Annotated in this window: 24 protein-coding genes; 9 read left to right on the forward strand and 15 right to left on the reverse strand. The window is 68.3% G+C overall.

Annotation, left to right across the window (positions count from 1 at the left end):
- Nucleotides 1-15 precede the first annotated feature (15 nt).
- The 3 genes from ACH46_RS04955 to ACH46_RS04965 all read left to right on the forward strand — a co-directional run bounded on the left by ACH46_RS04955 (nt 16) and on the right by ACH46_RS04965 (nt 3472).
- Nucleotides 16-1503 carry a serine/threonine-protein kinase gene (locus ACH46_RS04955; RefSeq protein ID WP_062391946.1) on the forward strand — a complete coding sequence of 496 codons (1488 nt, stop codon included), beginning with the start codon at nt 16-18 and terminating at the stop codon, nt 1501-1503.
- A gap of 53 nt (nt 1504-1556) precedes the next feature.
- Complete coding sequence (locus ACH46_RS04960; RefSeq protein WP_226995767.1) at nt 1557-2435, forward strand: serine hydrolase; 879 nt, start codon at nt 1557-1559, stop codon at nt 2433-2435.
- 119 nt (nt 2436-2554) lie between these two features.
- A complete protein-coding gene (locus ACH46_RS04965; protein ID WP_226995768.1) occupies nt 2555-3472 on the forward strand; it encodes a serine hydrolase in 918 nt (305 codons plus the stop codon).
- A 244-nt stretch (nt 3473-3716) separates the two neighbouring features.
- Here ACH46_RS04965 and ACH46_RS04970 read toward each other — a convergent pair whose 3' ends face one another.
- The 4 genes from ACH46_RS04970 to ACH46_RS04985 are packed head-to-tail and all read right to left on the reverse strand — an operon-like array spanning nt 3717 to nt 7279.
- Nucleotides 3717-5075, reverse strand: coding sequence for a dipeptidase (locus ACH46_RS04970; protein ID WP_062391948.1), 1359 nt, complete (start codon nt 5073-5075; stop codon nt 3717-3719).
- A 28-nt stretch (nt 5076-5103) separates the two neighbouring features.
- Nucleotides 5104-5859 (reverse strand): pirin family protein, encoded by a 756-nt coding sequence (locus ACH46_RS04975; protein WP_062391949.1) that lies wholly within the window; start codon nt 5857-5859, stop codon nt 5104-5106.
- A complete protein-coding gene (locus ACH46_RS04980) occupies nt 5856-6308 on the reverse strand; it encodes a MarR family winged helix-turn-helix transcriptional regulator (protein WP_062391950.1) in 453 nt (150 codons plus the stop codon). The genes ACH46_RS04975 and ACH46_RS04980 overlap by 4 nt, the downstream gene beginning before the upstream one ends.
- Nucleotides 6305-7279 (reverse strand): pirin family protein, encoded by a 975-nt coding sequence (locus ACH46_RS04985; RefSeq protein ID WP_062394982.1) that lies wholly within the window; start codon nt 7277-7279, stop codon nt 6305-6307. The genes ACH46_RS04980 and ACH46_RS04985 overlap by 4 nt, the downstream gene beginning before the upstream one ends.
- Before the next feature lie 118 nt (nt 7280-7397).
- Here ACH46_RS04985 and ACH46_RS04990 point away from each other — a divergent pair, with 118 nt between their 5' ends.
- From ACH46_RS04990 to ACH46_RS05000, 3 genes are all read left to right on the forward strand, one after another.
- Nucleotides 7398-7811 (forward strand): SNARE domain-containing protein, encoded by a 414-nt coding sequence (locus ACH46_RS04990; protein WP_062391951.1) that lies wholly within the window; start codon nt 7398-7400, stop codon nt 7809-7811.
- A gap of 81 nt (nt 7812-7892) precedes the next feature.
- Entirely contained in the window at nt 7893-8699 is an 807-nt protein-coding gene (aqpZ, locus tag ACH46_RS04995; RefSeq protein ID WP_062391952.1) for an aquaporin Z, read from the forward strand.
- 4 nt (nt 8700-8703) lie between these two features.
- Complete coding sequence (locus tag ACH46_RS05000) at nt 8704-9537, forward strand: alpha/beta hydrolase (RefSeq protein ID WP_062391953.1); 834 nt, start codon at nt 8704-8706, stop codon at nt 9535-9537.
- Nucleotides 9538-9636: 99 nt separating this feature from the next.
- Here ACH46_RS05000 and ACH46_RS05005 read toward each other — a convergent pair whose 3' ends face one another.
- The 3 genes from ACH46_RS05005 to ACH46_RS21455 are packed head-to-tail and all read right to left on the reverse strand — an operon-like array spanning nt 9637 to nt 12457.
- On the reverse strand, nt 9637-11427 hold the full coding sequence (locus ACH46_RS05005) for an acyl-CoA dehydrogenase (protein WP_062391954.1): 1791 nt from the start codon (nt 11425-11427) through the stop codon (nt 9637-9639).
- A gap of 15 nt (nt 11428-11442) precedes the next feature.
- On the reverse strand, nt 11443-12291 hold the full coding sequence (locus ACH46_RS05010; RefSeq protein ID WP_062391955.1) for an SDR family NAD(P)-dependent oxidoreductase: 849 nt from the start codon (nt 12289-12291) through the stop codon (nt 11443-11445).
- A 4-nt stretch (nt 12292-12295) separates the two neighbouring features.
- Nucleotides 12296-12457 (reverse strand): hypothetical protein, encoded by a 162-nt coding sequence (locus ACH46_RS21455; protein ID WP_193392942.1) that lies wholly within the window; start codon nt 12455-12457, stop codon nt 12296-12298.
- Nucleotides 12458-12687: 230 nt separating this feature from the next.
- On the opposite strand from ACH46_RS21455, the gene ACH46_RS05015 reads away from it, so the two are divergent.
- On the forward strand, nt 12688-13842 hold the full coding sequence (locus ACH46_RS05015) for a DUF3089 domain-containing protein (RefSeq protein ID WP_062391956.1): 1155 nt from the start codon (nt 12688-12690) through the stop codon (nt 13840-13842).
- A gap of 8 nt (nt 13843-13850) precedes the next feature.
- Here the strand turns inward: ACH46_RS05015 and ACH46_RS05020 are convergent, their stop codons facing one another.
- From ACH46_RS05020 to ACH46_RS05050, 7 genes are all read right to left on the reverse strand, one after another.
- A complete protein-coding gene (locus ACH46_RS05020) occupies nt 13851-15362 on the reverse strand; it encodes a serine/threonine-protein kinase (RefSeq protein ID WP_062391957.1) in 1512 nt (503 codons plus the stop codon).
- Between the two features lie 64 nt (nt 15363-15426).
- Nucleotides 15427-16122 carry a hypothetical protein gene (locus tag ACH46_RS05025; protein WP_226995769.1) on the reverse strand — a complete coding sequence of 232 codons (696 nt, stop codon included), beginning with the start codon at nt 16120-16122 and terminating at the stop codon, nt 15427-15429.
- Between the two features lie 26 nt (nt 16123-16148).
- On the reverse strand, nt 16149-16772 hold the full coding sequence (locus ACH46_RS05030) for a TetR/AcrR family transcriptional regulator (protein WP_062391959.1): 624 nt from the start codon (nt 16770-16772) through the stop codon (nt 16149-16151).
- A gap of 9 nt (nt 16773-16781) precedes the next feature.
- Complete coding sequence (locus ACH46_RS05035; RefSeq protein WP_062391960.1) at nt 16782-19049, reverse strand: MMPL family transporter; 2268 nt, start codon at nt 19047-19049, stop codon at nt 16782-16784.
- A gap of 81 nt (nt 19050-19130) precedes the next feature.
- Entirely contained in the window at nt 19131-20546 is a 1416-nt protein-coding gene (locus ACH46_RS05040; protein WP_062391961.1) for a YibE/F family protein, read from the reverse strand.
- A gap of 35 nt (nt 20547-20581) precedes the next feature.
- Nucleotides 20582-21739 carry an acyl-CoA dehydrogenase family protein gene (locus ACH46_RS05045; protein ID WP_062391962.1) on the reverse strand — a complete coding sequence of 386 codons (1158 nt, stop codon included), beginning with the start codon at nt 21737-21739 and terminating at the stop codon, nt 20582-20584.
- Nucleotides 21740-21811: 72 nt separating this feature from the next.
- Nucleotides 21812-22423, reverse strand: coding sequence for a TetR/AcrR family transcriptional regulator (locus ACH46_RS05050; protein WP_062391963.1), 612 nt, complete (start codon nt 22421-22423; stop codon nt 21812-21814).
- A 111-nt stretch (nt 22424-22534) separates the two neighbouring features.
- Here ACH46_RS05050 and ACH46_RS05055 point away from each other — a divergent pair, with 111 nt between their 5' ends.
- Entirely contained in the window at nt 22535-23152 is a 618-nt protein-coding gene (locus tag ACH46_RS05055; RefSeq protein ID WP_062391964.1) for a phosphoribosylanthranilate isomerase, read from the forward strand.
- 54 nt (nt 23153-23206) lie between these two features.
- Here ACH46_RS05055 and ACH46_RS05060 read toward each other — a convergent pair whose 3' ends face one another.
- Nucleotides 23207-25243, reverse strand: a complete 2037-nt coding sequence (locus ACH46_RS05060; RefSeq protein ID WP_236995123.1) for a PTS sugar transporter subunit IIABC — start codon at nt 25241-25243, stop codon at nt 23207-23209.
- Between the two features lie 214 nt (nt 25244-25457).
- On the opposite strand from ACH46_RS05060, the gene ACH46_RS05065 reads away from it, so the two are divergent.
- Nucleotides 25458-26414 carry a siderophore-interacting protein gene (locus ACH46_RS05065; protein WP_062394986.1) on the forward strand — a complete coding sequence of 319 codons (957 nt, stop codon included), beginning with the start codon at nt 25458-25460 and terminating at the stop codon, nt 26412-26414.
- The last annotated feature ends 1 nt before the right edge of the window (nt 26415 follow it).

The raw sequence follows: 26415 nt of genomic DNA on the forward strand, positions 1-26415 counted from the left end.
GGGAGGATTGTCGGTATGGCGGACCACGGAACACGCGTCGGCACTCGGTTCGGGCCGTATCGGCTCGACGCCCTGCTCGGCTACGGCGGCATGGGTGAGGTCTATCGTGCGCACGACACCGTGCGTGACCGCGACGTGGCGCTGAAACTCCTTCACGAGAACCTCGCCGGCGACGCCACCTATCAGGAACGATTCCGCCGGGAGGCGCAGGCCGTCGCGAAACTCGGCGAGCCGCACATCATCCCCATCCACGACTTCGGTGAGATCGACGGCGTCCTCTACCTCGACATGCGTCTGGTGGAGGGAGAGGACCTCCGGGCGCGACTGCGTCGTACCGGCCCGACGTCGCCTGTCGACACGGTGGCGATCGTCGAGCAGGTGGCCTCGGCGCTCGACGCGGTGCATGCCGTCGGCCTGGCGCACCGCGATGTGAAGCCCGAGAACGTGCTGGTGACGCCGTCGGACTTCGCCTATCTGGTCGACTTCGGGATCGCCCACCAGGGGACGGACACGCACCTCACCCAGACCGGCACCGCCATCGGCTCACTGGCCTACATGGCGCCCGAACAGCTCGACGGCGTCCCGGCCGGCGCCGCGACGGACGTGTACTCGCTGGCGGCGGTGACCTTCGAGGCGTTGACCGGGACGCCGCCGTTCCCCGGGGCGACGGTCAGTCAGATCGTCCGCGCGACCGTGATGAACGACGTCCCGTCCCCGCGGCAGCGGTCCGCCGCGGTGTCGCCGCAGCTCGACGCCGTCGTGATGCGCGGCCTCGCGAAGGCTCCGGAGGCGAGGTTCTCGTCGGCGGGAGCCTTCGCGCAGGCGGCCCGCGCCGCACTGTCCGGGCAGTGGCCGGAAGGCAGTGCGCCGCCCACCGCCGCGCTCGGGGCCGATCCCGCGTACGACCAGACCATGATCGGACAGCGGCCGCCGACCGCGCCGATGACCGGCCCCCAGGCGTACTCGGCACCGGAGCCGCAGCCGGCCCCGTACGCCCAGTCTCCGTACGGTCAGCCTCACTACGCCCAACCCCAGTACGCGCCGCCGCAGAACTACCCGGGGCTTCAGCGGACGGAGTCCGGCGACGGCGGGCGGTCGTTGCAGGTGGTGCTCGGCGTGTTGATCGGACTGCTGGTCCTCGCGCTGATCGGACTGGGCGTCTACTGGTTCGGGTTCCGAACGGCGGCCGGTCCGGGGCAGGCGGCGCCATCGTCGACCACGACCCTGACACAGACGGTTCCGCCGAGCACGAGTGCGGCTCCGACCCCGCCGCCGGGGACCGAACGCTGCAATGCCGACGTGGGAGTGGCCGGCGGTGTCACCAGCTGCGCGTTCGCGGCCAACGTCCGCACCGCCTACCTGGCCGACGGGCCCAAGGGGGAGGCTCGGACGGTGACCGCCGCCAGTCCGGTCACCGGACAGAGCTATGCAATGAACTGCGCGCCGGAAACCGGCGTCGTGGTGTGTCGCGGTGGAAACAATGCGGTGGTGGTGATCTTCTGAGTTTCCGCGGAACCGCGACCGACGGACACTGCGACGAACGAAGGAAATCACTGGTGAAGACAAGCAGGAGTCGGGCGGCGATGCTGGTCGCCGCGAGCGTGTGCCTCACGACGGTGGTCGGGTGCGGGTCGTCGGACTCCACCGAGAAGACGGTGGCGACGGTCGTCGTCACCGAGACCGCGGCCACGACGTCGTCGACGAAGGCTCCCGCGCCGACGGCGAAGCTCGTCGCCAGTTTCGACGCGATGGCGAAGGGGCTGTCCGCGCCGGTCGGTCTGGCGTTGGTCCCGGTGGGTGGTGGCGAGGCGATCACGTTGGGCGACCAGACGCCGCGCGTCGCGTGGTCCACCAGCAAGGTGCCGCTCGCGATCGCGGCCGAACGGGCCGGAGGACAGACCGCCGCGGAGGAGAACGCGATCGTGAACTCCGACAACGCCGCGGCCGAGACGCTGTGGGCGTCGCTCGGCACTCCGACGCAGGCGGCCGCTGCGGTGACCTCGGTGCTGCGCGAAGGCGGGGACAAGGCCACCACTGTGCCGTCTGCGCGGTTGAGGCCCGAGTTCTCGATCTTCGGTCAGACCAGGTGGGCGCTCGGCGACGCGGCGACCTTCGCCGCGGGACTTCCGTGCATGAAGGGCACGAAGCACGTGCTGTCGCTGATGGAGAGCGTCGCGGGCAACCAGCAGTGGGGACTGAAGGCGATCGAGGGTCGGACCTCCGCGGTCAAGGGCGGTTGGGGGCCGACTGCAGGCAGCGGGTACCTGGTGCGGCAGCTCGGTGTGCTGACTCTGCGGGACGGTCGTCGAGTCGGAGTCGCGATGAGCTCGCAGACGGCGGCCGGCTCGATGGAGACGGGTGCTGCTGCGCTCAGTGCGGTGGGGCAGTGGATGTCCAAGCATCTCGCAGCCCTGCCTGCTGGACGATGCCGCTGAACGACGGCCCTTCGATAACGGCAGCGCATCGCTGCGGTGTCGGGTCCGGCACGGGACTACTCGACGCATTTGTACGCCCACTAATGTTGCGAGAGTTGTCTATGTGACCCGAGGTGTTGATGTTGCGAGTGGGGCGTGCGGTCGGAACGGTGTGCGCGGCGGTGGCGATCACCGCTGCCGGAACCGGAGTGGCGCAGGCTGCGCCGCCCCCGCTTCCGAATGTCCTGCTGCAACTCCCGGCTCTCCCGCCGATCCCCGGGCTGCCGACGCCCGCGCCGGGGGTCGATCTGCAGAAGAGCTTCTCGCAACTGTCGAAGAAGATCACGAAGACGATCCCCGGACGTCTCGGCGTCGCCGTCGTCGCGACCGGCAGCGGCGAACCGCTGTTCTTCGGCACTGTGAAGTCGGCGCGCGCCTGGTCGACGTTGAAGGCGCCGGTCGCAGTCGCCGCCGAACGCCGGCACGTCACCAACCTCGGTGCGATGGAGAACAAGGCGATCCGCGACTCCGACAACGCCTCGGCCGAGCAGATCTGGGACTCGCTGGGATCCACGCAGCAGGCGATCGACGCGGTCAGCGCCGTACTCCGCGACGGTGGCGACGCCCGCACGCAGATCGCCTCCGAGCTCAGCAAGCCCGCCAGCTATCCCGGTGCCACGCAGTGGGCCACCACCGACCAGGCGATCTTCGGCGCCAACCTCGCGTGCGTCGCCGGATCGGATCCGGTGCTGCGCAACATGAGTCGGGTGGGACCGAACCAGCGGTGGGGTGTCGCCAAGGGGAAGAAGGGCGTGCGGACCGCGGTCAAGGGCGGATGGGGACCGGTCTCCGACGCCACCGGCAAGTACGTCGTCCGCCAGCTCGCGAACGTCACCACTGATCGCGGCACCGTCGGCGTCAGTCTCGTCGCGATCCCCAACAGCGGCACCTTCGCGGACGGCACCGCCATGCTCACCCGCGTCGGCGACTGGGTGCAGAAGAATCTGAAGAATATGCCGGCCGGGCAGTGCCCGCCGGCGGTTCCGGTGGTGCAGTAGACCCAGCCTGCGGCGGCCTCGACCACGGGGTGGTCGAGTATCGAGGCCTTCCGGCTGGGGCATTTTCCGTCGAGTGCTGTTGTGTTCCAGCGTGACTCGCGGTCGTCTCGATACACCGCGTGCTCGCTGCGCTCGCAGGCGGCACTCGACGAGCCTGGGGAGGCGGCACTCCACGAGCCGGGGGAGGCGGCACGCGACACGCCTGGGGAGGCGGAACTCGACGAGCTTGGGGGAGACGCCTCGCTCAGTCCTTCGTGAACGAACTCAGCAGGATCGCCTCGGTGAGGGCGGTGCGACGGATCTCGCCGGGGTCGACGCTCTCGTTGGGCGCGTGGATGGCGCACAGGGGTTCCTCGACGCCGAGGAGGGCGATCTCGGCGTGCGGAATCGTCTCGTGCAGCACCGTCGTCAGCGGGATCGAGCCGCCCTGTCCGGCGAACTGCACGGGGATGTCGTTGTACGCGGTCGACATCGCGGCGATCAACTGCTGGTAGGCGGGGCCGCTCGGGTCCGCGGAGAAGGCGGCGCCGAATGCGTCGGGCTCGAAGTCCACCTCGACGCCCCACGGGATGTGCTTGCGGAGGTGGGCGACCAGCAGGTCATAGGCCTCGCGGGTGTCGGTGCCCGGCGGAACGCGCAGGTTCAGCATCGCGGCGGCCGTCGGCATGATCGCGGCGGCGCACTCGGCAGTGCTCGGGGCGTCCATGCCGATGACGGTGACGGTCGGACGGGCCCACGCCATGTCGGCGGGCGTGCCGCTGCCGAGGACCTCGGTGCCGGGCAGTGCGCCGACGGTCGCGCGGAACTGGTCGTCGTCGAACTCGAATCCGGTCCACTTCTGATCGGCGCGCAGACCCTCGATGACGGTGTCGCCGCGCTCGTTGCGCAGCGACGACAGGCCGTGGATCAGCGCGGCCATCGCATCGGGCGCGGGACCGCCCGCGCCGCCGGAGTGGACGCCGTTCGTCAGTGCTTTGACCGTCACCTTTACGTTGGTGACGCCGCGGAGGCTGGTGGTCAGCGTCGGGATGCCGACGGTCAGGTTGCCGGTGTCGCCGATGATGATCAGGTCGGCGTCGAACAGCTCGGGGCGAGTGCGGACCAGGTGGTCCAGGCCCTCGCCGCCGGCCTCCTCCGAGCCCTCGATGATCAGGCGGACGTTGCACGCCAGCTCCTCGCCGACGGCGCGGAGCGCGGTCAGGTGCGCCACCAGGTTGCCCTTGCAGTCGGCGCTGCCGCGGCCGTACCAGCGGCCGTCGCGCTCGGTGAGCTCGAACGGCGGTGTCTCCCACAGTGATCGGTCGCCCGCGGGCTGGACGTCGTGGTGGCTGTAGAGCGCGACGGTCGGGCTTCCCTCGGGGCCGGCCAGGTGGCCGACGATGGCGGGGGAGTTGTCGGAGGTGACGATCACTTCGGTCTGGAAACCGAGTGCGGTGAAGGCCTTCGCGACCCAGTCGGCGCTGGCGGTGCTGGCGTCGACGGGCTCGTCGTCGCTGTGGATCGACGGGAAGGCGACGAGTTCGGCCAGATCGGCGCGCGCCTGATCCATCAATTCGTCGACGCGGGCGGCGAGAGTTTCCGGAGTGATGTCCACGGGGCTCATGACATCAAGGATGGCACGACCGCCCCGCTCATGCCGGACGAGGAACGTCGAACTCCGCGTGCATCTCCCAGTACACGATCTCCGCGTCCGACGACGCCGTCAGTGTGAGGTCACCGCTGTCGGCCAGGCGGACCGCGTCGCCCACCGTCAGCGACTCCGGAAGGTCGGGGTCGTCGACCCGGATCTCGCCGCGCACCACGTACAGGTGGCCGAACGGTGAGCCGGGCAGCGTGATGGTCTGACCGGCGTGCGGTCGTGCGATGTGCAGCGCGGCGAACCGGTTCTGGATCCGCAGTGCGGGTGTGTCGGCGTGGGCGGCCCGGCCGGACACCACGACGACGGGGTCGCCGGAGGCGAGCTCGGCGGTGAAGTCGCGTGCGCTGTGGTCGGGCTCCAGTTCGTCGGCGTGCGGCGGCACCCACATCTGGACGACGCGCAGCTTCTGTCCACTGGCCCGATCGTTGGCGTTGCCCTCGGCGTGCCGGATGCCGCGACCCGCGGTCATCGCGCCGACGCTGCCCGCCGCGATGGTCTCGGTGTGGCCGGAGGAATCGCGGTGCTCGACGGCGCCCTCCACCACCCACGTCACGATCTCCATGTTGCGGTGCTGGTGGGAGTCGAGCCCCTCGCCTGCGACCACCTCGTCGTCGTTGTGCATGGCGAGGACGCCGTGGGCGCCCGCAAAGATGTCGAAGTTGCCGGTGCCGGGGAACGACTGCCGCGACGTGAGCCACTCGTTGTTCCAGAAGTGGCGGTCGGCGGCACGGATCAGAGTGGCGGTCATGATGTCTTCTCGCAGTGGTCGAGGTGGTCGGCCAACGCCTGCATGGCGGCGGCCAGGGGCACGGCGTCGTCGGTGGAGACGGCGCTGAAGAACAGTTCGTCGACGTCGGCGCCGTGCTTGCGGGCGGCGCCCTCGAAGGCGGCGGCACCGTCGTCGGTGAGGACCGCGTAGCTGCCCCGACGGTCCTCGGGCGCGCTCTCGCGACGCAGCCATCCGCGCTTGCAGAGGGCGGCCACCTGATAGGTGAGTCGCGATTTGGAGAACACCATGGCGCGGCTGAGCTCGTTCATCCGCAGCCGACGGCCTGGGGCCTCGTGCAGCAGAAGCAACACGTGGTAATCGGCCAGGCACAGGCCGTCGGCGCGAAGTCGGCGATCGAGCTCGGTCTGGATGCGCGCCGAGTTCTCGATGAACAGCCGCCAGGCACGCCGCTTGGCGGCGGCGGTCATTGCTGGACGCGGTGGGGGCGGAGGGCGTCGTCCGGGATCTGGCCGAAGCGGCCGGACTGGAAGTCCTCCATGGCCTGCACGATCTCCTCGCGGGTGTTCATGACGAACGGTCCGTACTGCACGACGGGCTCGCGGATCGGCTGGCCGCCCAGCAGCAGGATCTCCATCGCGGGACGGTTCGAATCCTGGCTCGCGTCGGCGGCGACGGTGATGTGGTCGCCCTTGCCGAGGACCGCCAGCTGGCCGCCCTCGATGGGACGCTGCTCGGAGCCCACGGTTCCGCGCCCGGACAGCACATAGACGAGAGCGTTGAAGTCCTGGCGCCACGGCACCGAGAGCTGGGCTCCGGGCTGAATCGTCGCGTGCGCGAACGTGATCGGCGTGTGGGTGGCACCGGGACCGGCGTGACCGTCGATCTCGCCGGCGATGATCCGGACCAGCGACCCGGCGTCGGCCGAGGTCAGCAGGGTGGACTGGCCGCCCTCGAGACTCTGATACTTGGGCGTCAGGAACTTGTCGGTCGCAGGCAGGTTGACCCACAGCTGGATGCCGTGGAACGTGCCGCCGGACTCGACGAGCGCTGCGGGCGGGGTCTCGATGTGCAGGACGCCCGAACCGGCGGTCATCCACTGGGTGGCGCCGTTCTCGATGAGGCCGCCGCCGCCGTGCGAATCCTGGTGCTGGAAGCGGCCGTCGATCATGTACGTGACGGTCTCGAAGCCGCGGTGCGGGTGCCAGTCCGTGCCGAGCGGCTCGCCGGGCTGGTACTCCACCTCGCCCATCTGATCCATGTGGATGAACGGGTCGAGGGCACGGGACGAGACGCCGGCGAAGGCGCGGACGACGGGGAAGCCCTCGCCCTCGTAACCGCGCGGACCGGTGGTGATGCCGGTGACGGTGCGGTCGGTGTCGGTCTCGGACGGACCCGAGATACGGGGCAGGGTGAGCGTGTCGGCGGTGACGGCGGGCATGGCGACCTCCTGGAGTCTGCGTTCATAGTAGTTCATATTTGAACTACTTCATAGATCTGAAACGCCCGCGATCCCGATTCAATTCCCACCGAGAACAAAAAACGTCATACTTGCAGGTATGGCCATCAACCCGATCGTCGACCGACCGACCCGCGGCGGAGAGCGACAGCGCCTGCGAAAGTTGGCGCAGGCGGCGCTCAACGCCGACCAGACGGTCGACCAGGTGGAAGGCATCCTCGGCGAGGTGGGGCCCGTCCTCTCATCGATGGGCAACACCATCGACGGCCTCGACTCGACGATCGAGAAGCTCAACATCACGCTCGACGAGCTCAACACCACCCTCGCCAAGGTCGACACGACCGTCGGGCGCATGGCCGACGTCGTCGTGCGACTCGAGCGGGTGGTGAGCCGCGTCGAGATCATCGTCACTGTGGCCGAGCAGGCGTTCAAGCCGATTCAGATGCTCGAAAGTGCTGGTCAGACCCTCGGAACGGTGGGAAAAGGGATCGCATCCCGAATCGGTATCGGTTGAGTCTCGATCTGCGAGATCGCTGAATCCTCTTATATGGCGACCCCCGTATCGGGGAATACACATATATAAGGGGGCTCCATCATGGACACTGTTTCCACGCCCGCCAAATGGTTGGCGGAACTCTTCGGCACCTTCTGGCTCGTGTTCGGCGGCGCAGGCACGGCCGTTTTCGCGGCCAAGCAGATCGCCTCGGGCACCAGCGACGTCGGCCACTTCGCGTCCTACAACGTCGGCGTCGGCTTCCTCGGCGTCGCACTCGCCTTCGGCCTGACCGTCGTCACCATGGCGTACGCCGTCGGCCACATCTCGGGTGGACACTTCAACCCGGCCGTCACGCTCGGCGCCGCCGTCGGCGGTCGTCTCCCGTGGCGCGACGTCCCCGGCTACTGGGTGTCGCAGATCATCGGCGGCCTGCTCGGCGGCCTCGCGATCTTCGCCATCGCCAGCGGCAAGGAGGGCTGGGAGGCCACCGGCAACATGGCGGCCAACGGTTACGGCGAGCACTCGCCCGGTGGCTACGCGCTGCTGTCGGTCGCGATCGCCGAGATCATCCTGACCGCGTTCTTCATCATCGTCATCCTCGGCGCCACGGACGGTCGTGCGCCGAAGGGCTTCGGTCCGCTGGCCATCGGCTTGTCACTGACGCTGATCCACCTCATCTCCATCCCGATCTCGAACACCTCAGTGAACCCGGCCCGTTCGATGGGCGTCGCCTTCTTCAACGGCGACGGCGCACCCGCTCAGCTGTGGGCGTTCTTCGTGTTCCCGCTCATCGGTGGTGCGATCGGCGGCGCGCTGTATCCGCTGCTGTTCGAGAACGGCAAGTTCGCTGCGGTCATGTCGGCGGCGGCAAAGCGTGACGAGGACCTGGAGGGTGCCGCAGAATGATGGCATGAAGTCCCAAACTCTGTCCGTGGCAGGCATTCACGGAAACAAGATCGTGTACGACGTCCACCGGCCCGACTCAGGATCGGTGGGCGTCGTCGTTCTGGCGCACGGCCTCGGTGAGCATGCAGGCCGCTACCACCACGTCGCGCAGCGGCTGACCGACGCCGGCTACACGGTGGTCGCACCCGATCACGCCGGGCACGGGCGGTCGGAGGGCAAGCGCCTCGGTGTCACCGACTTCAGCGATTTCACCACCGACCTCGACACCATCATCCGCAACACCGACCGCAGCGGCGGACCCACGTTCCTGCTGGGCCACAGCATGGGCGGTGCCATCGCGCTGAAGTACGCGCTGGACCATCCCGAGGTGCTCGACGGCCTCATCCTGTCCGGTCCCGCCCTGATGCCGGGCGACGACCTTCCTTCGTTCCTGGTGAAGATCGCACCCGTCCTCGGCAAGGTGGCGCCGTGGCTGCCGTCGACCGCGCTGCCCGCATCGGCGCTGAGCCGCGACCCGAATGTCGTCGAGGGCTACCAGGCCGACCCTCTGGTGTGGCAGGGCAAGATCCCCGCGGGTCTCGGCGGCACGCTGATCCAGACCATGTCGACCTTCCCCGGCCGCCTCCCGTCGTTGACCATGCCGACCCTGGCGATGCACGGGAGCGCCGACGCCCTCGCGAACCCGGAGGGCACCCGGATGGTCGGCCGCCTGGCCGGCGGTGACGACGTGACCGTGAAGATCTGGGACGGCCTGTTCCATGAGATCTTCAACGAGCCGGAGCAGGAGGAGGTGCTCGCGACGGTCGTGGAGTGGTTGAAGGGGCATACGGCGGAGTAGTCGCAGACACCTACCGACATTTGCGTCCCCGTGACGGGTCACCGAGGGCAAATAGCCCTCGGTGCCTGCTCACGGGGACGCAAATCGTCGTAGGTGCACCTACAACCAGCTCGGGTCCGTGTCCAGGGTGGTGCGATCCAGCGAGGCGAGCAGATCCAGCTGCGCGGTGGTCTTCGGGAGTTCGTAGGCGAAGAAGTACTTCGTCGCGGCGCGCTTGCCGCGGTAGAAGTCGTCGTCGCCGGTCGCCGACAGCGACTGGTCGAGCCAGAGCCACGCGACGACGATGTGCCCGGCCGCCTCCAGGTACGCGGTGGCGTTGGCGAGGGCGAGCTTCGGATCGCCGGAGGCCCAGACCTGAGCGGTCACCTCGCCGAGGCGCGCGACCTTCGCGGCCAACTGGTCGGCGTACTCCGCAGACTCGCCACCCGCGGCCTTCGCGCGTGCGACGGTCGCGCCGATCGTCTCGCCGAGCAGTTGCAGCCCCTTGCCGCCGTCCATGATCACCTTGCGGCCCAACAGATCCAGGCCGTGGATGCCGTGGGCGCCCTCGTGGATCGGGTTCAGGCGGTTGTCGCGGTAGAACTGCTCGACGTCGAACTCGGTGGTGTAGCCGTAGCCGCCGTGCACCTGGATCGCGAGACTGTTGGCCTCCAGGCACCACTGGCTGGGCCAGCTCTTGGCGATCGGCGTCAGCACCTCCAGGAGCAGATGCGCGCGGTCGCGGGCGTCGGGATCGGCGGCAGTCTGCTCCTCGTCGAGCAGGCGCGCGCAGTACAGGCCCAGCGCCAGCGCACCCTCCACGTACGACTTCTGCGCCAGCATCATCCGCATCACGTCGGCGTGCTCGATGATCGGGACGGGCGCGACGTCGGCGCTCTTCGCGTCCACCGGACGACCCTGCGTGCGGACCTTCGCGTACTCGAGAGACTTCTGGAATCCCGCGTACCCCAACGCCGTTGCGAGGAAGCCGACGCCGATGCGGGCCTCGTTCATCATGTTGAACATGTAGAACAGCCCGCGGTGCGCCTCGCCGACCAGGTAGCCGACGGCGCCGTCACCGTCGCCGAAGGTGCCGTCGCCGAAGTTCAGCAGGGTGTTGGTGGTGCCGCGATTGCCCATCTTGTGGTTGAGGCCCACCAGCGCGACGTCGTTACGGGTGCCGTCGGGCAGGAACTTCGGGACTATGAACAGCGAGATGCCCTTGACTCCGGGGCCGCCGCCCGGGGCCTTCGCGAGCACCAGGTGGACGATGTTCTCGGTGAGTTCGTGATCGCCGCCGGAGATCCACATCTTGGTGCCGTGGATGCGGTATGCGTCGCCGAGTTCTGCGGAGCCGCCCTCCACCGGGGTGGCCTTGGTGGTGATGTCGGCCAGCGACGACCCGGCCTGCGGCTCCGACAGGCACATGGTGCCGTAGAAGCGGCCTTCGAGCATCGGGCGGACCCAGGTGTCGATCTGCGCGGGCGTGCCGTACTTCGCGAGCAGGTTGGCGTTGCCGACGGTGAGGAAGGCGTACGACGTAGTCGCGGCGTTGGCGGCCTGGAAGATGACGGTCGACGCGCGGGCGACGGTGTGCGGCAACTGCATTCCGCCGAGCTCCTCGTCGAACGACGCGGCGATCAGCCCGGCGTCGTTGAATGCCGACAGAGCCTGGCCGATCTCCGGGATCAGCACCACCTTGCCGTCCGGGCCGATCTCGGGATCGGTGCGGTCGGAGATCTTGTTGTGCGTGGCGAAGAGCTTGGTCGCGATGTCCTCGGAGAGGTCGAGGACGCCGTCGAAGGTCTCGCGAGAGTGCTCGGCGAACCGGTCCCGGGAGGGGAGTTCGAGGGTGTCGAGCCACTCGTACAGGAGGAAATCGATGTCGCGGCGGGACATATGTTCGCTCATGCTCTTGTACGTTACTCAGATGCCCATTCGGTTGGTGAGCTGTCCCGCCAGGCGCGGTGACACGGCGGCGATGGCGCGCAGGACCAGCGCGTAGCTCGGATACAGCTCGGCCGGGCGGGTGTCGTAGGCGCGCAGCAGCCAGGACGCAGCCTCGTCGCTGGTGAGGGCGGGAGCGTCGCTGTAGTCGGCGGTGGGCGCGATCATCGGCGTGCGCACCAGCGGGAAGCCCGCGTTGGTGACGACGACGCCGGTGCCGTCGATCTCGGCGTCGAGGGACCGACCGAACGCGGCCAAGGCGGCCTTGGACGCGTGGTAGGCGCCGAACTTCGGCATCGCGCCCGCGCTGACGCCCCAGGTGACGACATTGATGATGTGGCCGCGGCCGGCGTCGATCATCGCGGGCAGCAGTCCGAGGACCAGTTGGACGGGACCGAAGTAGTTGAGCGCCATGGTGCGCTGGTAGTCGTGCAGGCGTTCGGTGGTGTCGACCACCGAACGGCGGATCGATCGGCCGGCGTTGTTGACCAGGACGTCGGGCACGCCGAAGCGGTCGAGGATCTCGGCGGCCAGACGCTTGGCGTCGTCCGGGTCGGACAGATCGGCCGTCACCGGAATCGCGTTGCCGCCGTCGACGACGATCGAATCGCATACCGCGGCGAGCGCGTCGAGGTGTCGGGCGACGGCGATCACGGTGGCGCCGCGGGCCGCGAAGCCCCGGGCTGCGGACTCACCGATTCCGGAAGAGGCGCCGGTGACGATCACCGTCGTGCCGTCGAGTGAACGCTGCTGTCCGCCGATCAGGTGCCGAAGTTCATTGAGTGAGAGCGGCGGGTTCAGCAGGGCGTTGCGGACGACGGTCAGCATGGAGTCACTTGTACTTCTTGATCACCTTGAGGGCTTCTTCAGCGGTGACGTTCTTGGCGACCAGCTTCCCGTTCTTGACCTTGCGGATGCTGAACAGGTCAGCTTTCTTCGCGTCAGCGACATGGAGGCCAGCCTGCTTGGCCTTCTTGTTGAGATCTTCCAGCACGCTTGGATGGTAACCCGTCAAAGTGAACTCGCTTGCGGGGTCCGGGGATGCGGCCCGTTCGTGGTCGGCTTTTGTCGGGGAGTTGATCCACTGATGCGAATGTGTATCAGCGCGTTTCTGTAGGTTTTTCGAGACGGAGCCACTCGACCTTCTCATTTCGCTACGGTGTGATCGGGTCGAGGCGAAGGCAATCGACTTCACATCATCCGGCGCGGAATGGCGAGGCTGACATGATTCTATCGATTCGACGCGGCGCGATCCTGGCGACGGTGGTCGCGACTCTCGCCCTGCTGCTGTCCACGGTGCCGTCGGCGGCCGCTGCACCGGCGAACACCACCTGGCTGTGCAACCCGAGCATGAAAGACGACCCGTGCGATCTGCCGAACGACACCACCGACCTCGGCACCGGTGTCACGACGCCCGCGACCACGGTGCCCGACGCCGACAAAAAGGTCGACTGCTTCTACGTCTATCCGACCGTCACCGACCAGCCGTCGTTCATCGCCGACAAACGGGCGGTGCCCGCGGTGACGTCGATCGCGCGTTTCCAGGCGGCCCGCTTCAACAGTCAGTGCCGGATGTTCGCGCCCGTCTACCGCCAGATGACGCTGTGGGGCCTCTCGCCCGCGGTCGCGGCATCGTGGGTCGGCAACCGCGACCTGCCGAACATCGGTTACGGCGACGTGCTGCGCGCGTGGCGTGAGTACCTGCGCAAGGACAATCGGGGCCGCGGCGTCATCTTCATCGGCCACTCGCAGGGAACGATGATGCTGCGCAAGCTGATCCGCGAGCAGGTGGATCCGGATCCGGCGCTGCGCAAGCGTGTGGTCGGAGCCTTCCTGATGGGCGGGAACGTGATGACCGCGCCCGGCAGAACCACCGGCGGCGACTTCCGGAACATCCCGACCTGCACCCGCGAGGGACAGCCCGGCTGCGTGATGGCGTACTCGACCGAGAAGATCGGCCTGCCGTCGCTGTTCGGCAACTCCGCGCTCGACGTGCTCAGCGCGCCGATGAACCTGCCGACCGGACCGCGCTATCAGGTGGCGTGCACCGACCCGATGAAGATCAGCGGCGATCGCCGCCCCGTCGGCGCCACCACCCCGAGCAAGCCCTACGCGATGGGCGTCATCGCGCTGCTGATGAAGTACACGACGTTCCCGGAGAATCTGCCGTCCACGTCGTCTACCTGGACCACCGGCCGCGGACGAGCAACGCTGAAGTGCACCGACACCCTCGGCTTCCACCGCCTGCACGCGACGATGGTCCGCCCGCAGCAGGTCAACGAGCTGCCGCTGTTCGACACGCACCTGCTCGACATGAACCTCGGCGTCGACCTGCTGGTCAAGATCGCCCGCGAGCAGATCGCGGCGTACACGGCGTAGGCGCTGCGTCAGCAGAGTTCGGTGTTCACCGGTGTCGAATCGTCGAGGCGACGCACGTTCACCCGACTGCTGGTGCGGGCCTTGACCGCGCACGAGTCGGCGAGTGAGGAACCGGGGTAGTAGACCGCGTAGATCGGGTTGCCGTTCAGCGACTGCCTCAGCGAGGCGCAGGACTGGTCGGTGCGCAGGTACTGCGCGCCGGGATGCTCGGCGAGCGCGGACTGGATCTCCGACGCATAGCTGCCCGGACTGGTGGCGCTGTAGACGATGGCGATGGTGGAACCGTCGCACGCCGGCGTGCTGATCGGCGTCGAGAGTCCGAGGTCGCCGCTGCCGCGCTGCGCGGGAGTGGTTCTGGTAGCAGTGGTTCTGGTCGCAGGGGTCTGCGTGGGCGATGCCTGAGTCGTGGTCTCTGTGGTGGGTGCCGCCTGCGTCTGCGTGACGGTCACCGGAGCGGGGGCCGCCTGGCTGGTCTCGGCGGCGGGGCTCGATCCGCCGGAGTTCTTCAGGACGCCCCACCCGATGCCGCCCGCGGCGAGCAGGATGGCGGCGGTGACGGCAGCGGCGATCAGCGGCGTCTTGGAGCGGCTCGCCTTCGCGGGCTCCGCGACGGGGAGCGGCGGGTAGGTGGGCGCAGCGGCGGCCTGGGCCGTCTGCTGCCCGGCCGGACGGACCGGCGCGACCATCGTCGGGGTGTGCGCGGCGGGGGAACGACCGTGCAGCGCGTCCCGGGCCGCGGCGGCCAGGGCTCCGGCCGACGGGAAGCGCGCGGCGGGATCCTTCGCCATACCCACGGCGATCACCCCGTCGAACACCGTCTCCGTGGCCGGGACCGGGCGACTCAGATGCCCGGCGATGATCTGCTCGATGCTGGTGGCCGCGAACGGTTGTGCGCCGGTCAGGCACTCGTACAGCACGCAGGTCAGGGCGTAGACATCGCTCGACGGGCCCGCTGGGACGTCGGTGCCGAATCGTTCGGGCGCCATGTACGCGAAGGAGCCGATCGCCATGCCGGTCGACGTCAGGCGCGTCTGGCCGGCCGACTGCGCGAGACCGAAATCGGCGAGGTAGGCGAAGTCGCGGTCGTCGAGCAAGACGTTCTCCGGCTTCACGTCGCGGTGCAGCAGACCCGACGCGTGCGCGGTGTCGAGCGCTGCGGCCACCTGTTCGACGATGACGACAGCCCGCTCGGGAGGCAGCGGGCCGGCCTTGATGACGGAGCGGAGATCGTGACCGCGCACGATCCGCATGTCGAGGAACAGCTGGCCGTCGAGCTCGCCGAAGTCGTGGATCGGGATGATGTGCGGGTCGTTCAACCGCGCGACGGTCTGTGATTCGCGCAGGAAGCGGGTGCGGAAGGCGTCGTCGTCGGCGAGGGCGGTGGGCAACAGCTTGAGTGCGACGGACCGGTCTTTATCGGTGTCGACCGCCTCGTACACCTCGCCCATGCCGCCGCGACCGAGAAGTTGGACGAGTCGGTACCGGCCGAGGACGGTACCGGAACGGTCGGGGCTGGTCATGCGGCATCCATTCGTCGAGGTGGGGAAGTATCGCCCAGGACACTAGACGATGCGCCCGTCCGTTTCAGGAGTCGCCGGACTCCAGGGCCAGCCTCAGCTCCTGCTCCAACTCGGCGGCTCCGGACGCCGGCAGGTCGATGAGGCCGTCGAGTTCGCGGCGAGCCCGGGCGTAGGCCTGCTGCCGTTCCTGCGGGCTGGCGCCGTCGTCGCTCGCGAGGTTCAGGAGCCGTTGGGCACGGGCCAACCGTTCCTGCTCGGCCTGATCGAAGTCGCCGCGCTTGCGTCGCCGCGCCTCCTTCTCGGCCACCTCGAGGGCGGCGGCGTACTCGTTCACCGCGTCGCGATACTGCTCGACGGCGGCGGGCGACTCCGCGTCGCCGCCGCCGGGGCGCAGCAGTTCGGCGCGACTGCGCGCCCGGTGGAACTCGACGGTCAGCGGTTCGCGCATGTCGACGAGCATCGGGTAGTCGAGGATCGTCGAGAGGTCGGTCTCGTAGCCGAACCAGCGGTCGTCGACGGACTGATGGTCGGCGACGGCCCGTCGGAGCTCGTGCCGCACACTCGCGGCATCCACCCGGCCGCGACTGCGTGCCTGTTCGACCGCGACTCTGGTCTCCTGCTTGATGCGGTACCGCTCCAGGCTGCGCTCCTCGCGGCGACGGTTCCACGCGCCGATCGCGCGCATAGCGCCACCGATGGATCCGCCGAAGATGAAGATCAGCCACCAGTGGCTGACGATCGCGCCGATCACTTGGTCCACCCGTTCAGACTACGTCCGGACGCTGGTCACGGCAGTGGGAAACCGGCCTCCATCATGTCCAGAGCGTCGAGGAATCGCTCCAGCGGAATCTGATTGAGGTCGCCGTCGTCGGACAGATGGAACATGACGCCCGAGACTGCGGCGACGAAGACCTGGAGTCGCGGATTCTTGGGGTCGACGCCGAGATAGTCGGCCAGGAACTCGGTGGCCTCGGAGATGACCCGGTCGGACTCCAACTGGTAGACGGCGCGCAGTGCGGGCTCGGTGTGCAGTATCCGGTAGCGCTCGGGATCGCTGGCCCACGGGTCGTCGAGGGCGAGCTGATACATCTGCGTGATGAGCTCGCGGATCAGGTCGAAGTGCCCGAGGCCGCGGGGGATGCCGGACAGCATCGCCTCGCGCTGCTCGTCGAGGTCGTCGTTGGTGATCACCTGTTCCTTGGACTGGAAGTAGCGGAAGAAGGTGGTGTGCGAGACGTTGGCCGCGTCCGCGATCTGCGCGACGGTCGTCGCCTCGTAGCCGTGTTCGGTGAACAGGGCGAGGGCGGCGGCGCGGATGTCCGCGCGGGTCTGCGCCTTCTGACGCTCACGCAGACCGGGCCGCGGCCCCGGGGTGCTCCCCGGGGCCGCGGCGGTCGAATTGTCGGTCATGCCGTGACCCTACGCGGTGCCGCTCGGAGCGGGTTCCGCGCCGTCGACCGTCGATTCGGCACTGGTGACCACCTCGGTCTCGGCGGCGGGCAGGCCGCGGTCGCGGACCTTCTCACCCTCGATGTCGAAGTTGATGACCAGCTTGTCGAGCCAGCGGGGCAGACCCCAGGCGCGGTCGCCGAGCATCGCGAGGATGCCGGGCACGATGACCATGCGGACCAGGAAGGCGTCGAAGAAGACGGCGATCGCGAGGGCGAAGCCCATCATCTTGGCGGTGGTGTCCGGCGACAGCATGAACGCGGCGAAGACGCTGATCATGATGATCGCGGCCGACACCACGACGCGCGAGCCATGACGGTAACCGGCGACGATCGCGTCCTTGGCACTCATGCCGTGGATGAACTCCTCGCGCATGCGGGTCACCAGGAACACCTGGTAGTCCATCGCGAGGCCGAACACCACGCCGATCAGGAAGATCGGCAGGAACGAGATCAGCGGTTTGGTGTGGTCGATCAGGCCGAACGCGCCGTCGGTGAAGATCGCGGTGGTGATGCCGAAGGTGGCGACCATCGAGAAGATGAAGCCGAGGGTGCCGACCAGCGGGACCAGCAGCGAGCGGAAGACGCCGATCATGATCAGGAACGCCAGGCCCACCACGACGATCAGGTAGGGGATCAGGGCCTTGTCGAGCTTGGCGGAGAGGTCCGACATGATCGCGGTTTGACCGCCGACGTGGATCTCCGCACCCTTCTCGCCGATGACGTCCGACGTGGCGCGGATCTTCTCGACGAGGTCGTGCGTCTGCTCCGACGACGGCGAGCTGGTCGGCGTCACCACGATCATCGCGGAATCGGCGTTCGCGTTCGGATTCTTGGGATCGGTGCCGTTACCCATCCAGGCGACGGTCGCGGGTTCGGCGACGCCCTCCATGGCGCGGATCTTCTCCACCGCGGTGTCGGCGGCGGCGTTGATCGTGCCCTTGTCGGTGTGCATGACCACCATCAGCTGGCCGCCGACACCCTCGCCGAAGCCCTCGGAGATCAGCTCCTGGGCAGCGACCTGGTCGTCGGTGGTGGTGTCCATGCCGAGCTGCATGCCCGACATAGGGATCGCGGCGGCGATCAGGATGGCCAGCGCACCGACGACGAACGGCACCGGACGCTTGACGAGCTGACGGCCGAACTTCACGCCCAGGCTGTCGACGTTCGGCCGCGGTTCGGCGTGCTTGATCCACGGGATCCGCGGGGCGAACGCGAACCGGCCGAATGCGCCGAGCAGAGCCGGGATGAAGGTCAGGGCGGCGCAGACGGCGACGACGATCGCGAGGGCGGCGCCCAGGCCCATCTGCGTGATGATCGGGATGCCGATGACCATCAGGGCGGCGACGGCGATGATGACGGTCAGGCCGGCGAAGACCACGGCCGAGCCCGCGGTGCCGACGGCACGGCCGGCGGCGTCCTCGCGGGCTCCGCCGCGCGCGGACTCCGAGCGGTAGCGCGAGACCACGAACAGTGAGTAGTCGATGCAGACCGCGATGCCGAGCATCGTGATGATGGCGGTAGCCGCCTGGTTGATCGAGAGGACCTCGGCACTCAGGGTCACCAGCATCATGGTGAGGCCGACGCCGACGATGCCGGTCACCAGCGGGATGAACGCGGCGACGAGTGCGCCGAACGCGATGATCATGATGACGAAGGCGATGGCGAAGCCGATCAGCTCGGCCTTGCCCGCGGGTTCCATGGCCGACATGACGCCGCCCATGGCCTCCACCTTGAGGCCGTCGACCCGGTGCTTGGCGAGGGTGTCGACCAGCTGGTTCTTCAGTGTGACGTCGACGTCCATCATGTTCACCGACTGGGAGACGGTGATCAGGCCGACGCGGCCGTCGTCGCCGAGGACCTTCGCGGCCATCTCCGGCTGTGCCTGCGCGACGGTCAGGGGGCTGACGATGGTCTGCGGCTCCGCCTTGTCGAGCTTCTGGAGGTCGGTGACCAGCGCGTCGATGGCGGCGGCGTGATTCTTGAGGCCGTCGTCGGCCTGGACCGCGACGGTGGTGCTCGGCTTCTCCATCTGGTCGCTGAGCTGCGGGAAGTACTCCTGCATCTGCTCCATCGCGACACCGCCGTCGGTGCCGGGGAGGTCGAAGTCCTGCGAGAACTTCGGGCTCAGCGCGCCGACGGATCCGGCGACCACGACGAGGGCGGCCAGCCATGCGACGAGGACCCACCACTTGTGCCGGAATGAGAACCGTCCGACGCGGTACAAGATGGATGACATGCTAACGATTGTTAGTCAGTAACACTTTCTGCGCAAGGGGAGGTGACGAGGGGCGTCGAAACGTCGTTCTCGTGGTCGTGATCACGCCGTGGCGGCCGCCCTCTCCGCCGGCACTCCCGGAACGACGAGCGCGGCGGCGATCGCCGTCGTCAACGGGACGCTGCCCGCGATCGCGATGCCGCCGACGAACGCGCGGGCCAACTCGATCGCGACCTCCTCGCTGGTGATCAGCGAACCGAAGGGCTGGGACGCGACGGAGAACAGGAGGAGCAGTGGCAACGCGCTGCCCGCATACGCGAAGACCAGCGTGTACACCGTGGAGGCGATGTGATCGCGCCCCACGCGCATCGCGGCGCGGAACGCACTGAGTCGCGTCTGCCCGGGAATCGCCGCGAGTTCGAAGGTCGCCGACGCCTGGGTGATGGTCACGTCGTTCAAGACGCCGATCGTGCCGATCACGAAGCCCGCCAGCAGCAGGCCGTTCAGCGAGATGGTGCCCTGATAGAGCTGCAGGCTGGCGGTGGACTCCGTCGACAGCCCGGTGAGGCTCAGCGTCGAGATCGCCAGCTTGCTCAAGACGACGGCCAGCACCAGGGAGGCGAGGGTGCCGAGCAGCGCCGAGCTGGTGCGCAGGCTGAAGCCGTGGGCCAGATAGAGGACCGCGAAGAGGATCGCGCCCGCCGACACCACGGCCACGGCGACCACCGAGTGGCCGTCGAGCACGGAGGGGAGCGTGAAGAAGCCCAGCACGAGGAAGGCGACGCCGAGGGCGGCGATGGCGCGGGCACCGCGCCACGTCGCGACGGCGACGATGGCCAGGACGAAGGCGATGGCCCACCAGATGAGTCCCGTGCCGCGCTGGTAGTCGTAGAAGGAATAGCGCTGGGCGCCGTCGGCCCCGGGGGATGCGGTGACGCGGATCTTGTCGCCGACCTCGAGCTTCGGTTGGCCGGGCTGTGGGTCGTCCGGTGCACCCGACGTCGGCGTGGACAGTCCCGGCGGCGCGTTGTCGGACGTCGACTGGGCGGCGTTGGTCGCAACCATCAGGAGCACGTACTTGTCGCGGTCGGGACCCGAGGTCAGTTGGAGCGTTGAGGCTCGGCACGGCCCCTGTTCGCTCGGCAGCGTGGGCAGGTCGCTGCTCGCGACGCCGATGGCCGGCGCCGAGCAGTCGGCCTTGGTCTGCGACACCACCTCGGCGTCGACGGCCTGAATGGGACCGCCCGTCGCAGAGCGGAACTGCATCGGGATCGGTCGCTCCGCGTGGCTGGGCCAGAGCAGGACGGCGCCGATGCCGATCGCGAGGGCCGCGACCGCCAGGACTCCCACGACGAGGGGCTTCGCGTAGCGCGTCAGCTGGCCGGGGAGCTCACCGCCGTGGTCGTGATGATGGTGATGAGACGACTCCGCCGCGCGTGGAGCGGATTCCCGTCGGGGTCGCTCCGCGCGCGGCGGCAGCTCGTGCTTCGGCTCCGGTTCCGGCAAACGATGGCTCATCGTGCCGAGACTAGAACCTCGGTGTTACCGATACCTTAAAGGCCCATGTCCTTGGCGATGATCGAGCGCATCACTTCGCTGGTGCCGCCGTAGATGCGGTTGACGCGGTTGTCGGCGTACAGGCGAGCGATCGGGTACTCGTTCATGTAGCCGTAGCCGCCGTGCAGTTGGAGGCACCGGTCGATGACGTCGGCGGCGGCCTCGGTGCAGAACAGCTTGGCGGACGCGGCGTCGGCGGCGGTCAGCTCGTGGTTGTCGTAGGCCTCGAGGCAGCGGTCCACGACGGCCTCCATGGCGTCGACCTTGGCCTTGCAGGCGGCCAGCTCGAACTTGGTGTTCTGGAACGACGCGACGGGCTTGCCGAAGACGTTGCGCTCCTGGGTGTACTCCTTGGCGAAGCGGACGGCGGCCGCACCCTGCGCGTAGGCGGACAGGGCGATCGACAGGCGCTCGCGGGGAAGGTGCTGGCCCAGGTAGTAGAAGCCCTGGTTCTCCTCGCCGAGCAGGTCCTCGACCGGGACCTTGACGTCGGTGAACGACAGCTCGGCGGTGTCGGAGGTGCGCAGGCCCAGCTTGTCGAGCTTGCGGCCCACGGCGTAGCCCTCGGCCTTGGTGTCGACGACGAGCAGGGTGATGCCGAAGCGGCGGTCGGTCTCGGACGGGGCCGAGGTGCGGGCGCAGACGATGACGCGGTCGGCGTTGACGCCGCCGGTGATGAAGGTCTTGGCGCCGTTGAGGACGTAGTGCGAGCCGTCCTCGGAGAGCTTGGCGGTGGTGCGCATGCCTGCGAGGTCGGAGCCGGTGCCCGGCTCGGTCATCGCGATGGCCCACATGAGCTCACCGGATGCCATGCCCGGGAGCCAGCGGCCCTTCTGCTCGTCGTTGGCGTGCTTCATCAGGTACGGGAAGCACAGCGGGATGTGAGCGGCGGCGCCGCCGAGGCTGACGCCCGCGCGGGCCATCTCCTCGGTGATGACGGCCTCGAACTTGTAGGAATCGATGCCTGCGCCGCCGAACTCCTCCGGGACCTCGATGCCGAACAGGCCGAGCTCGCCGACCTTGAGGTAGAAGTCGCGCGGCACGATGCCGTTCTCGAGCCACTCGTCGTAGACCGGCACGATCTGGCTCTCGATGAACGCGCGAACGGTCTCGCGGAACGCGTCGTGGTCTTCGTTGTAGATATCGCGGCGCACGGCGCCACCTCCTCATATTGCTGGGCTACTTGATGGGGGCTGGGAGTGAGAGTTCCGGGTGGAGCTCTCGGGTCAGGGGGTCGCTCCGGCGATGCGGAGCGCGGAGTCGGCGTAGAACTCGCCGACGTCGTCGGGCGTCCAGGAACCGCCGTCGCGGTACCAGCGGGCGATGTCGATGCAGGATCCGACGATCGCGACGGCGGCCATGCGCGGTTTCGCGGTGTGGAACACGCCGCGGTCGAGGCCGCGCTGCAGGATCGCGTCGATCACGTTGTCGAGCTCCTTGCGCAACGCGATGATCTCGGCGTGGTGATCCGGCTCCAGCGCGCCGAGCTCGTAGTTCACGACGCGGGCGCTGACGTGCTCCTGGGCGTGGTACTTGGCCAGCGCGAAAGCGTAGGCGCGGAGCTGCTGGGCGGGATCGTCGGAACTGGCGGCGCCCTCGCGGACCACGGCCAGGATCGCCTCGTGGCCGAACTTGGAGATCCGGTAGAGGAGCTCCTCCTTCGACTTGTAGTGCACGTAGACCGCGGCCGAGCTCATGCCCGCGGCGGTCGCGATGTGGCGGGTGCTGGTGCCGTGGAAGCCGAGCTCGGAGAAGGACGCCATGGCGCCTTCGCGGAGACGCTTCTTGGTCTGCTCGGACTTGCTCGTCGGATCGACCTGCGCACTGTCGTGGGACATCGTCGACCTCCGATCCATCGTCCACCACGGTTATAAGCGATCGCTTATTTTGGAACGATAGCACGCAGATCCCGTCCCGGCTCAAATCGCGGGCGCGCTAACCTCGACGGCATGTACGTGAAGGTGTGCGGCCTGAAGACCGTCGACGCGGTGCATGCCGCCGTCGATGCGGGTGCCGATGCGATCGGCGTCGTGATGAACGAGAACAGCCCGCGCGCGGCGTCCGCGGACGTCGCGAAGACGGTGGTCGACGCGGCGCGCCAGGCCGGCGGCGACCGGCTCGACATCGTGCTCGTCGTCAACGACAAGCCCGCTGCCGAGGCGGCGTCCCTGGCCGCGGACCTGGGCTTCACGGTGCTGCAGCTGCACGGCCGCCGATATGCGGCGGAGGATTTCGCGGCGGCGTCGAAGGTGTTCGGGACGCTGTGGCGCGCAACGTCGTTGGCGCACGACCCGCCGCTCGACGTGGGCGCCTACGGGGAACGGCGACTGCTGCTAGACGCCCCCAAACCGGGCTCGGGGGAGCGGTGGGATCTGTCGGGCCTGGCAGACCTCGGCCTGTCGGGCGAATGGCTCCTCGCGGGCGGCCTCAATCCAGACAACGTCGCCGACGCCATCGCGCAGGCGCGACCCTGGGGCGTCGACGTCTCCAGTGGCGTCGAGTCGGCGCCGGGCGTGAAGGATCTGGACGCGATCGCCCGGTTCATAGCGGCGGCCAAGGAGGCCTGACAGACGGCGACCGCCCCGGACCGTGGGGTCCGGGGCGGTCGCGTCAGTAGGAGGCTACGAGGAGAACTCCACCGAGGCCGTCTTGTCGTTCATCACGACGACCGGGGTGACGGTCGGGTAGCCGGCGGCCTCGACCTTCGCGAGGTCGACGTTGATGAGCGGCTGACCGGCGGTGACCTCATCCTTCGCCTTGACGAGGGGCTCGAAGCCGTCGCCCTTCATCTTCACGGTGTCCAGTCCGACGTGGATCAGCACCTGGGTGCCGTCCGCCAACTGCAGGCCCACGGCGTGCCCGGTCGGGAACACGGTGACGACGGTGGCGTCGGCGGGCGCGACCACCTGGCCGTCGGTCGGGACGATCGCCATGCCCGGACCCATCATGCCGCTGGCGAAGGTCTTGTCCGGAACCTCGGAGAGCGCGATCGCGTAGCCCTGCAGCGGGCGCTGTAGCGTGACGACCTTGCCTGCGGGCTTGGTCAGGACGGCGGTGCCGCCGCCCTGCGCGTCGGACTGCTCCTCGGCGGCGTGGACCGCGGCGTCGGCCTCGTCGACCGCTTCCACGGCGGCCTCGACCGTGCTCGGATCCACCTCGCCGGACATGATCTTCTCCATCGCGTCCTTGATGAACTGGACGTTGAGTCCGTAGATCACCTGGACCGAGTGCCCGCCGGGCTTCATGGTGCCGGCGGCGCCCGCGCGCTTGAGGGCCTGCTCGTCGACCTTGGTGGTGTCGCCGATCTCCATGCGGAGGCGGGTGGCGCAGTTGTCGAGTTCGAGGATGTTCTGCTTGCCGCCCAGCGCGTCGATGAACTTCGACGCGGTGCCGATGAAGCCTGCGGACGCGCCGCCCTCGCTACCGTCACCGGTGTCGTCGAAGTCGTCGTCCTCGCGGCCGGGAGTCTTGAGCTGGAACTTCAGGATGACCCAGCGGAACACGAAGAAGTAGACGAAGAACCAGCCGATGCCTATCACGATGATGATCCACGGGTTCTCGGCCATCGGGTTCTGCCAGTTGAGCACGAGGTCGACGAAGCCGCCGGAGAAGCCGAAGCCCATGCGGACCGGCAGCAACTGGGCGATAGCCATCGAGATGCCCATGAACACCGCGTGGATCACGAACAGGAACGGGGCCAGGAACATGAACGCGAACTCGAGCGGTTCGGTGACGCCGACGAAGAACGACGAGACCGCGCCCGAGAGCAGGATGCCGTAGGCGATCTTCTTGCGGGTGGTCTTGGCGGTCACGTACATCGCGAGCGCCGCGCCCGGGAGGCCGAACATCATGATCGGGAAGAAGCCGGTCATGTACTGGCCGGTGACGCCGAACTCGCCCGTGCCGGACAGGAAGTTGTTGAGGTCGTTGATGCCTGCGACGTCGAACCAGAACACCGAGTTCAGGGCGTGGTGCAGACCGAACGGGATCAGCAGTCGGTTGAAGAAGCCGTAGAGGCCGGTGCCGACGGCGCCGAGGTCGACGATGTGCTCGCCGAACCAGACCAGGCCGCTGTAGACCAGGGGCCAGATGAACAGCAGAATCAGCGCGACGATCAGCGAGACGCCTGCGGTGACGATGGCGACCGAACGGCGGCCCGAGAAGAACGACAGCGCGTCCGGCAGCTTCACGTCCTTGAAGCGGTTGTAGCAGGCGGCGCCGATGATGCCGCACAGGATGCCGATGAAGGCGTTCTGGAAGTTGCCGGGCGTGAACGCGGCGTTGACGTCGGGCGTCTGGATCAGGAAGGTGCCGCCGTGCTCCACGACGGTCGCGCCGTTGGTGGCGACGTCGCCGTCTTTGATCGGTGCGGAGGTGAAACCGCGGCTCAGGAGGGTCATCACCGATGCGGGCGCCAGCAGGCTGGTGATGACCAGCCAGGACACGAGGCCGGCGAGGGCCGACGTGCCGTCGGACTTGCGCGCCATGCCGATCGAGACGCCGACGGCGAACAGGAGGGCGAGGTTGGCCAGGATCGCCAGGCCGGCGGTTTGGAGGAAGGAGGTAACGACGTTGGCTTGGCCGTCGTTGATGCCGATGATCCAGTTGGCGATACCAACGAGGATTGCGGCGACAGGCAGAACTGCCACCGGCAACATGATCGATTTGCCGAGGTTCTGCAGGAATTTCATCATCTGGGTGGTTCCCAATCGGTCGTGCAACTGTGCGAACTTCAGGGTGGTGTTCGGATGGCACTTTATACCGGGTGACTCCGGTCACGAGGGTGATCGCGAGCAATGGCGGGGCTGCTACGTTAGGTTCGACTCAGTTTAGCTAGGGTTACCTAACTCAACCGAATGGAGAGTGATGCTCATGTCGACCGCCGCCGTCGAGATCGTGGACCAGCAACCGTATTCCGTCCATCGTGCTCGGGTGGGGGCCGTGCAGCGGCTGTCGCCGAGTTTCGCGCGGATCACGTTCGTCGGTGACGCTCTCGCCGGCTTCGGGAATCCGGGCGCCACCTTCGATCAGCGGGTGAAGATCATCTTCCCGCCCGTGTCCGGGGTGCTGCCGCCGGTTGTCGGCGGCGCCGACTGGTACCGGTCGTGGCTGGCGGTGCCGGAGGAGGAGCGAGGGGCGATGCGCACCTACTCGATCCGCGATATCCGGATCGACGACGACGGTGCCACCGCGGTCGATGTCGACTTCGTCCTCCACCTGGTGCCCGGCCAGACCGGGCCCGCATCCACCTGGGCGTCCGAGACCACCCCGGGGGATGAGGTGCTGATCGTCGGGCCGCGGAGGGGACGGCTCGACGGCGGCGGCATCGAGTACCTGCCCGGCGGTGCGGGTCAGGTCCTCTTGGCGGGCGACGAGACGGCGGCCCCGGCGATCGCCCGCATCCTCGCCGACGCCCCGGACGACCTGTGTGGCGCCGCGTACATCGAGGTCCCCGAAGCGGCCGACGCGCAACCGATCGACGCGCCGGACGGGGTCGCGGTGCACTGGCTGCCGCGCGACGGCGTCGCGCCGGGCGAGAAGCTGCATCCGGCTGTTCTCGGGCACCTGGGCGAGGCCCCCGGTGACGTCGAGCCCGTGGCCGAACCCCGGACGGGCGAGGAGCTCCTCTGGGAGACACCGCGCTTCTCGCGGCTCGGCGAGCAGCTCGACTCGGCGGGAGCTCCCGTCGACGAGCGCTACTTTTGGATCGCCGGCGAGAGCCGTGTGGTCACCGGACTCCGTCGACGGCTGGTGAAGGACCTCGGCATCCCGCGCGCGCAGGTCGCGTTCATGGGGTACTGGCGCGAGGGCGTCGCGATGAAGGGCTGAC

Source organism: Gordonia phthalatica (assembly GCF_001305675.1).
Classification (GTDB): Bacteria; Actinomycetota; Actinomycetes; order Mycobacteriales; family Mycobacteriaceae; genus Gordonia; species Gordonia phthalatica.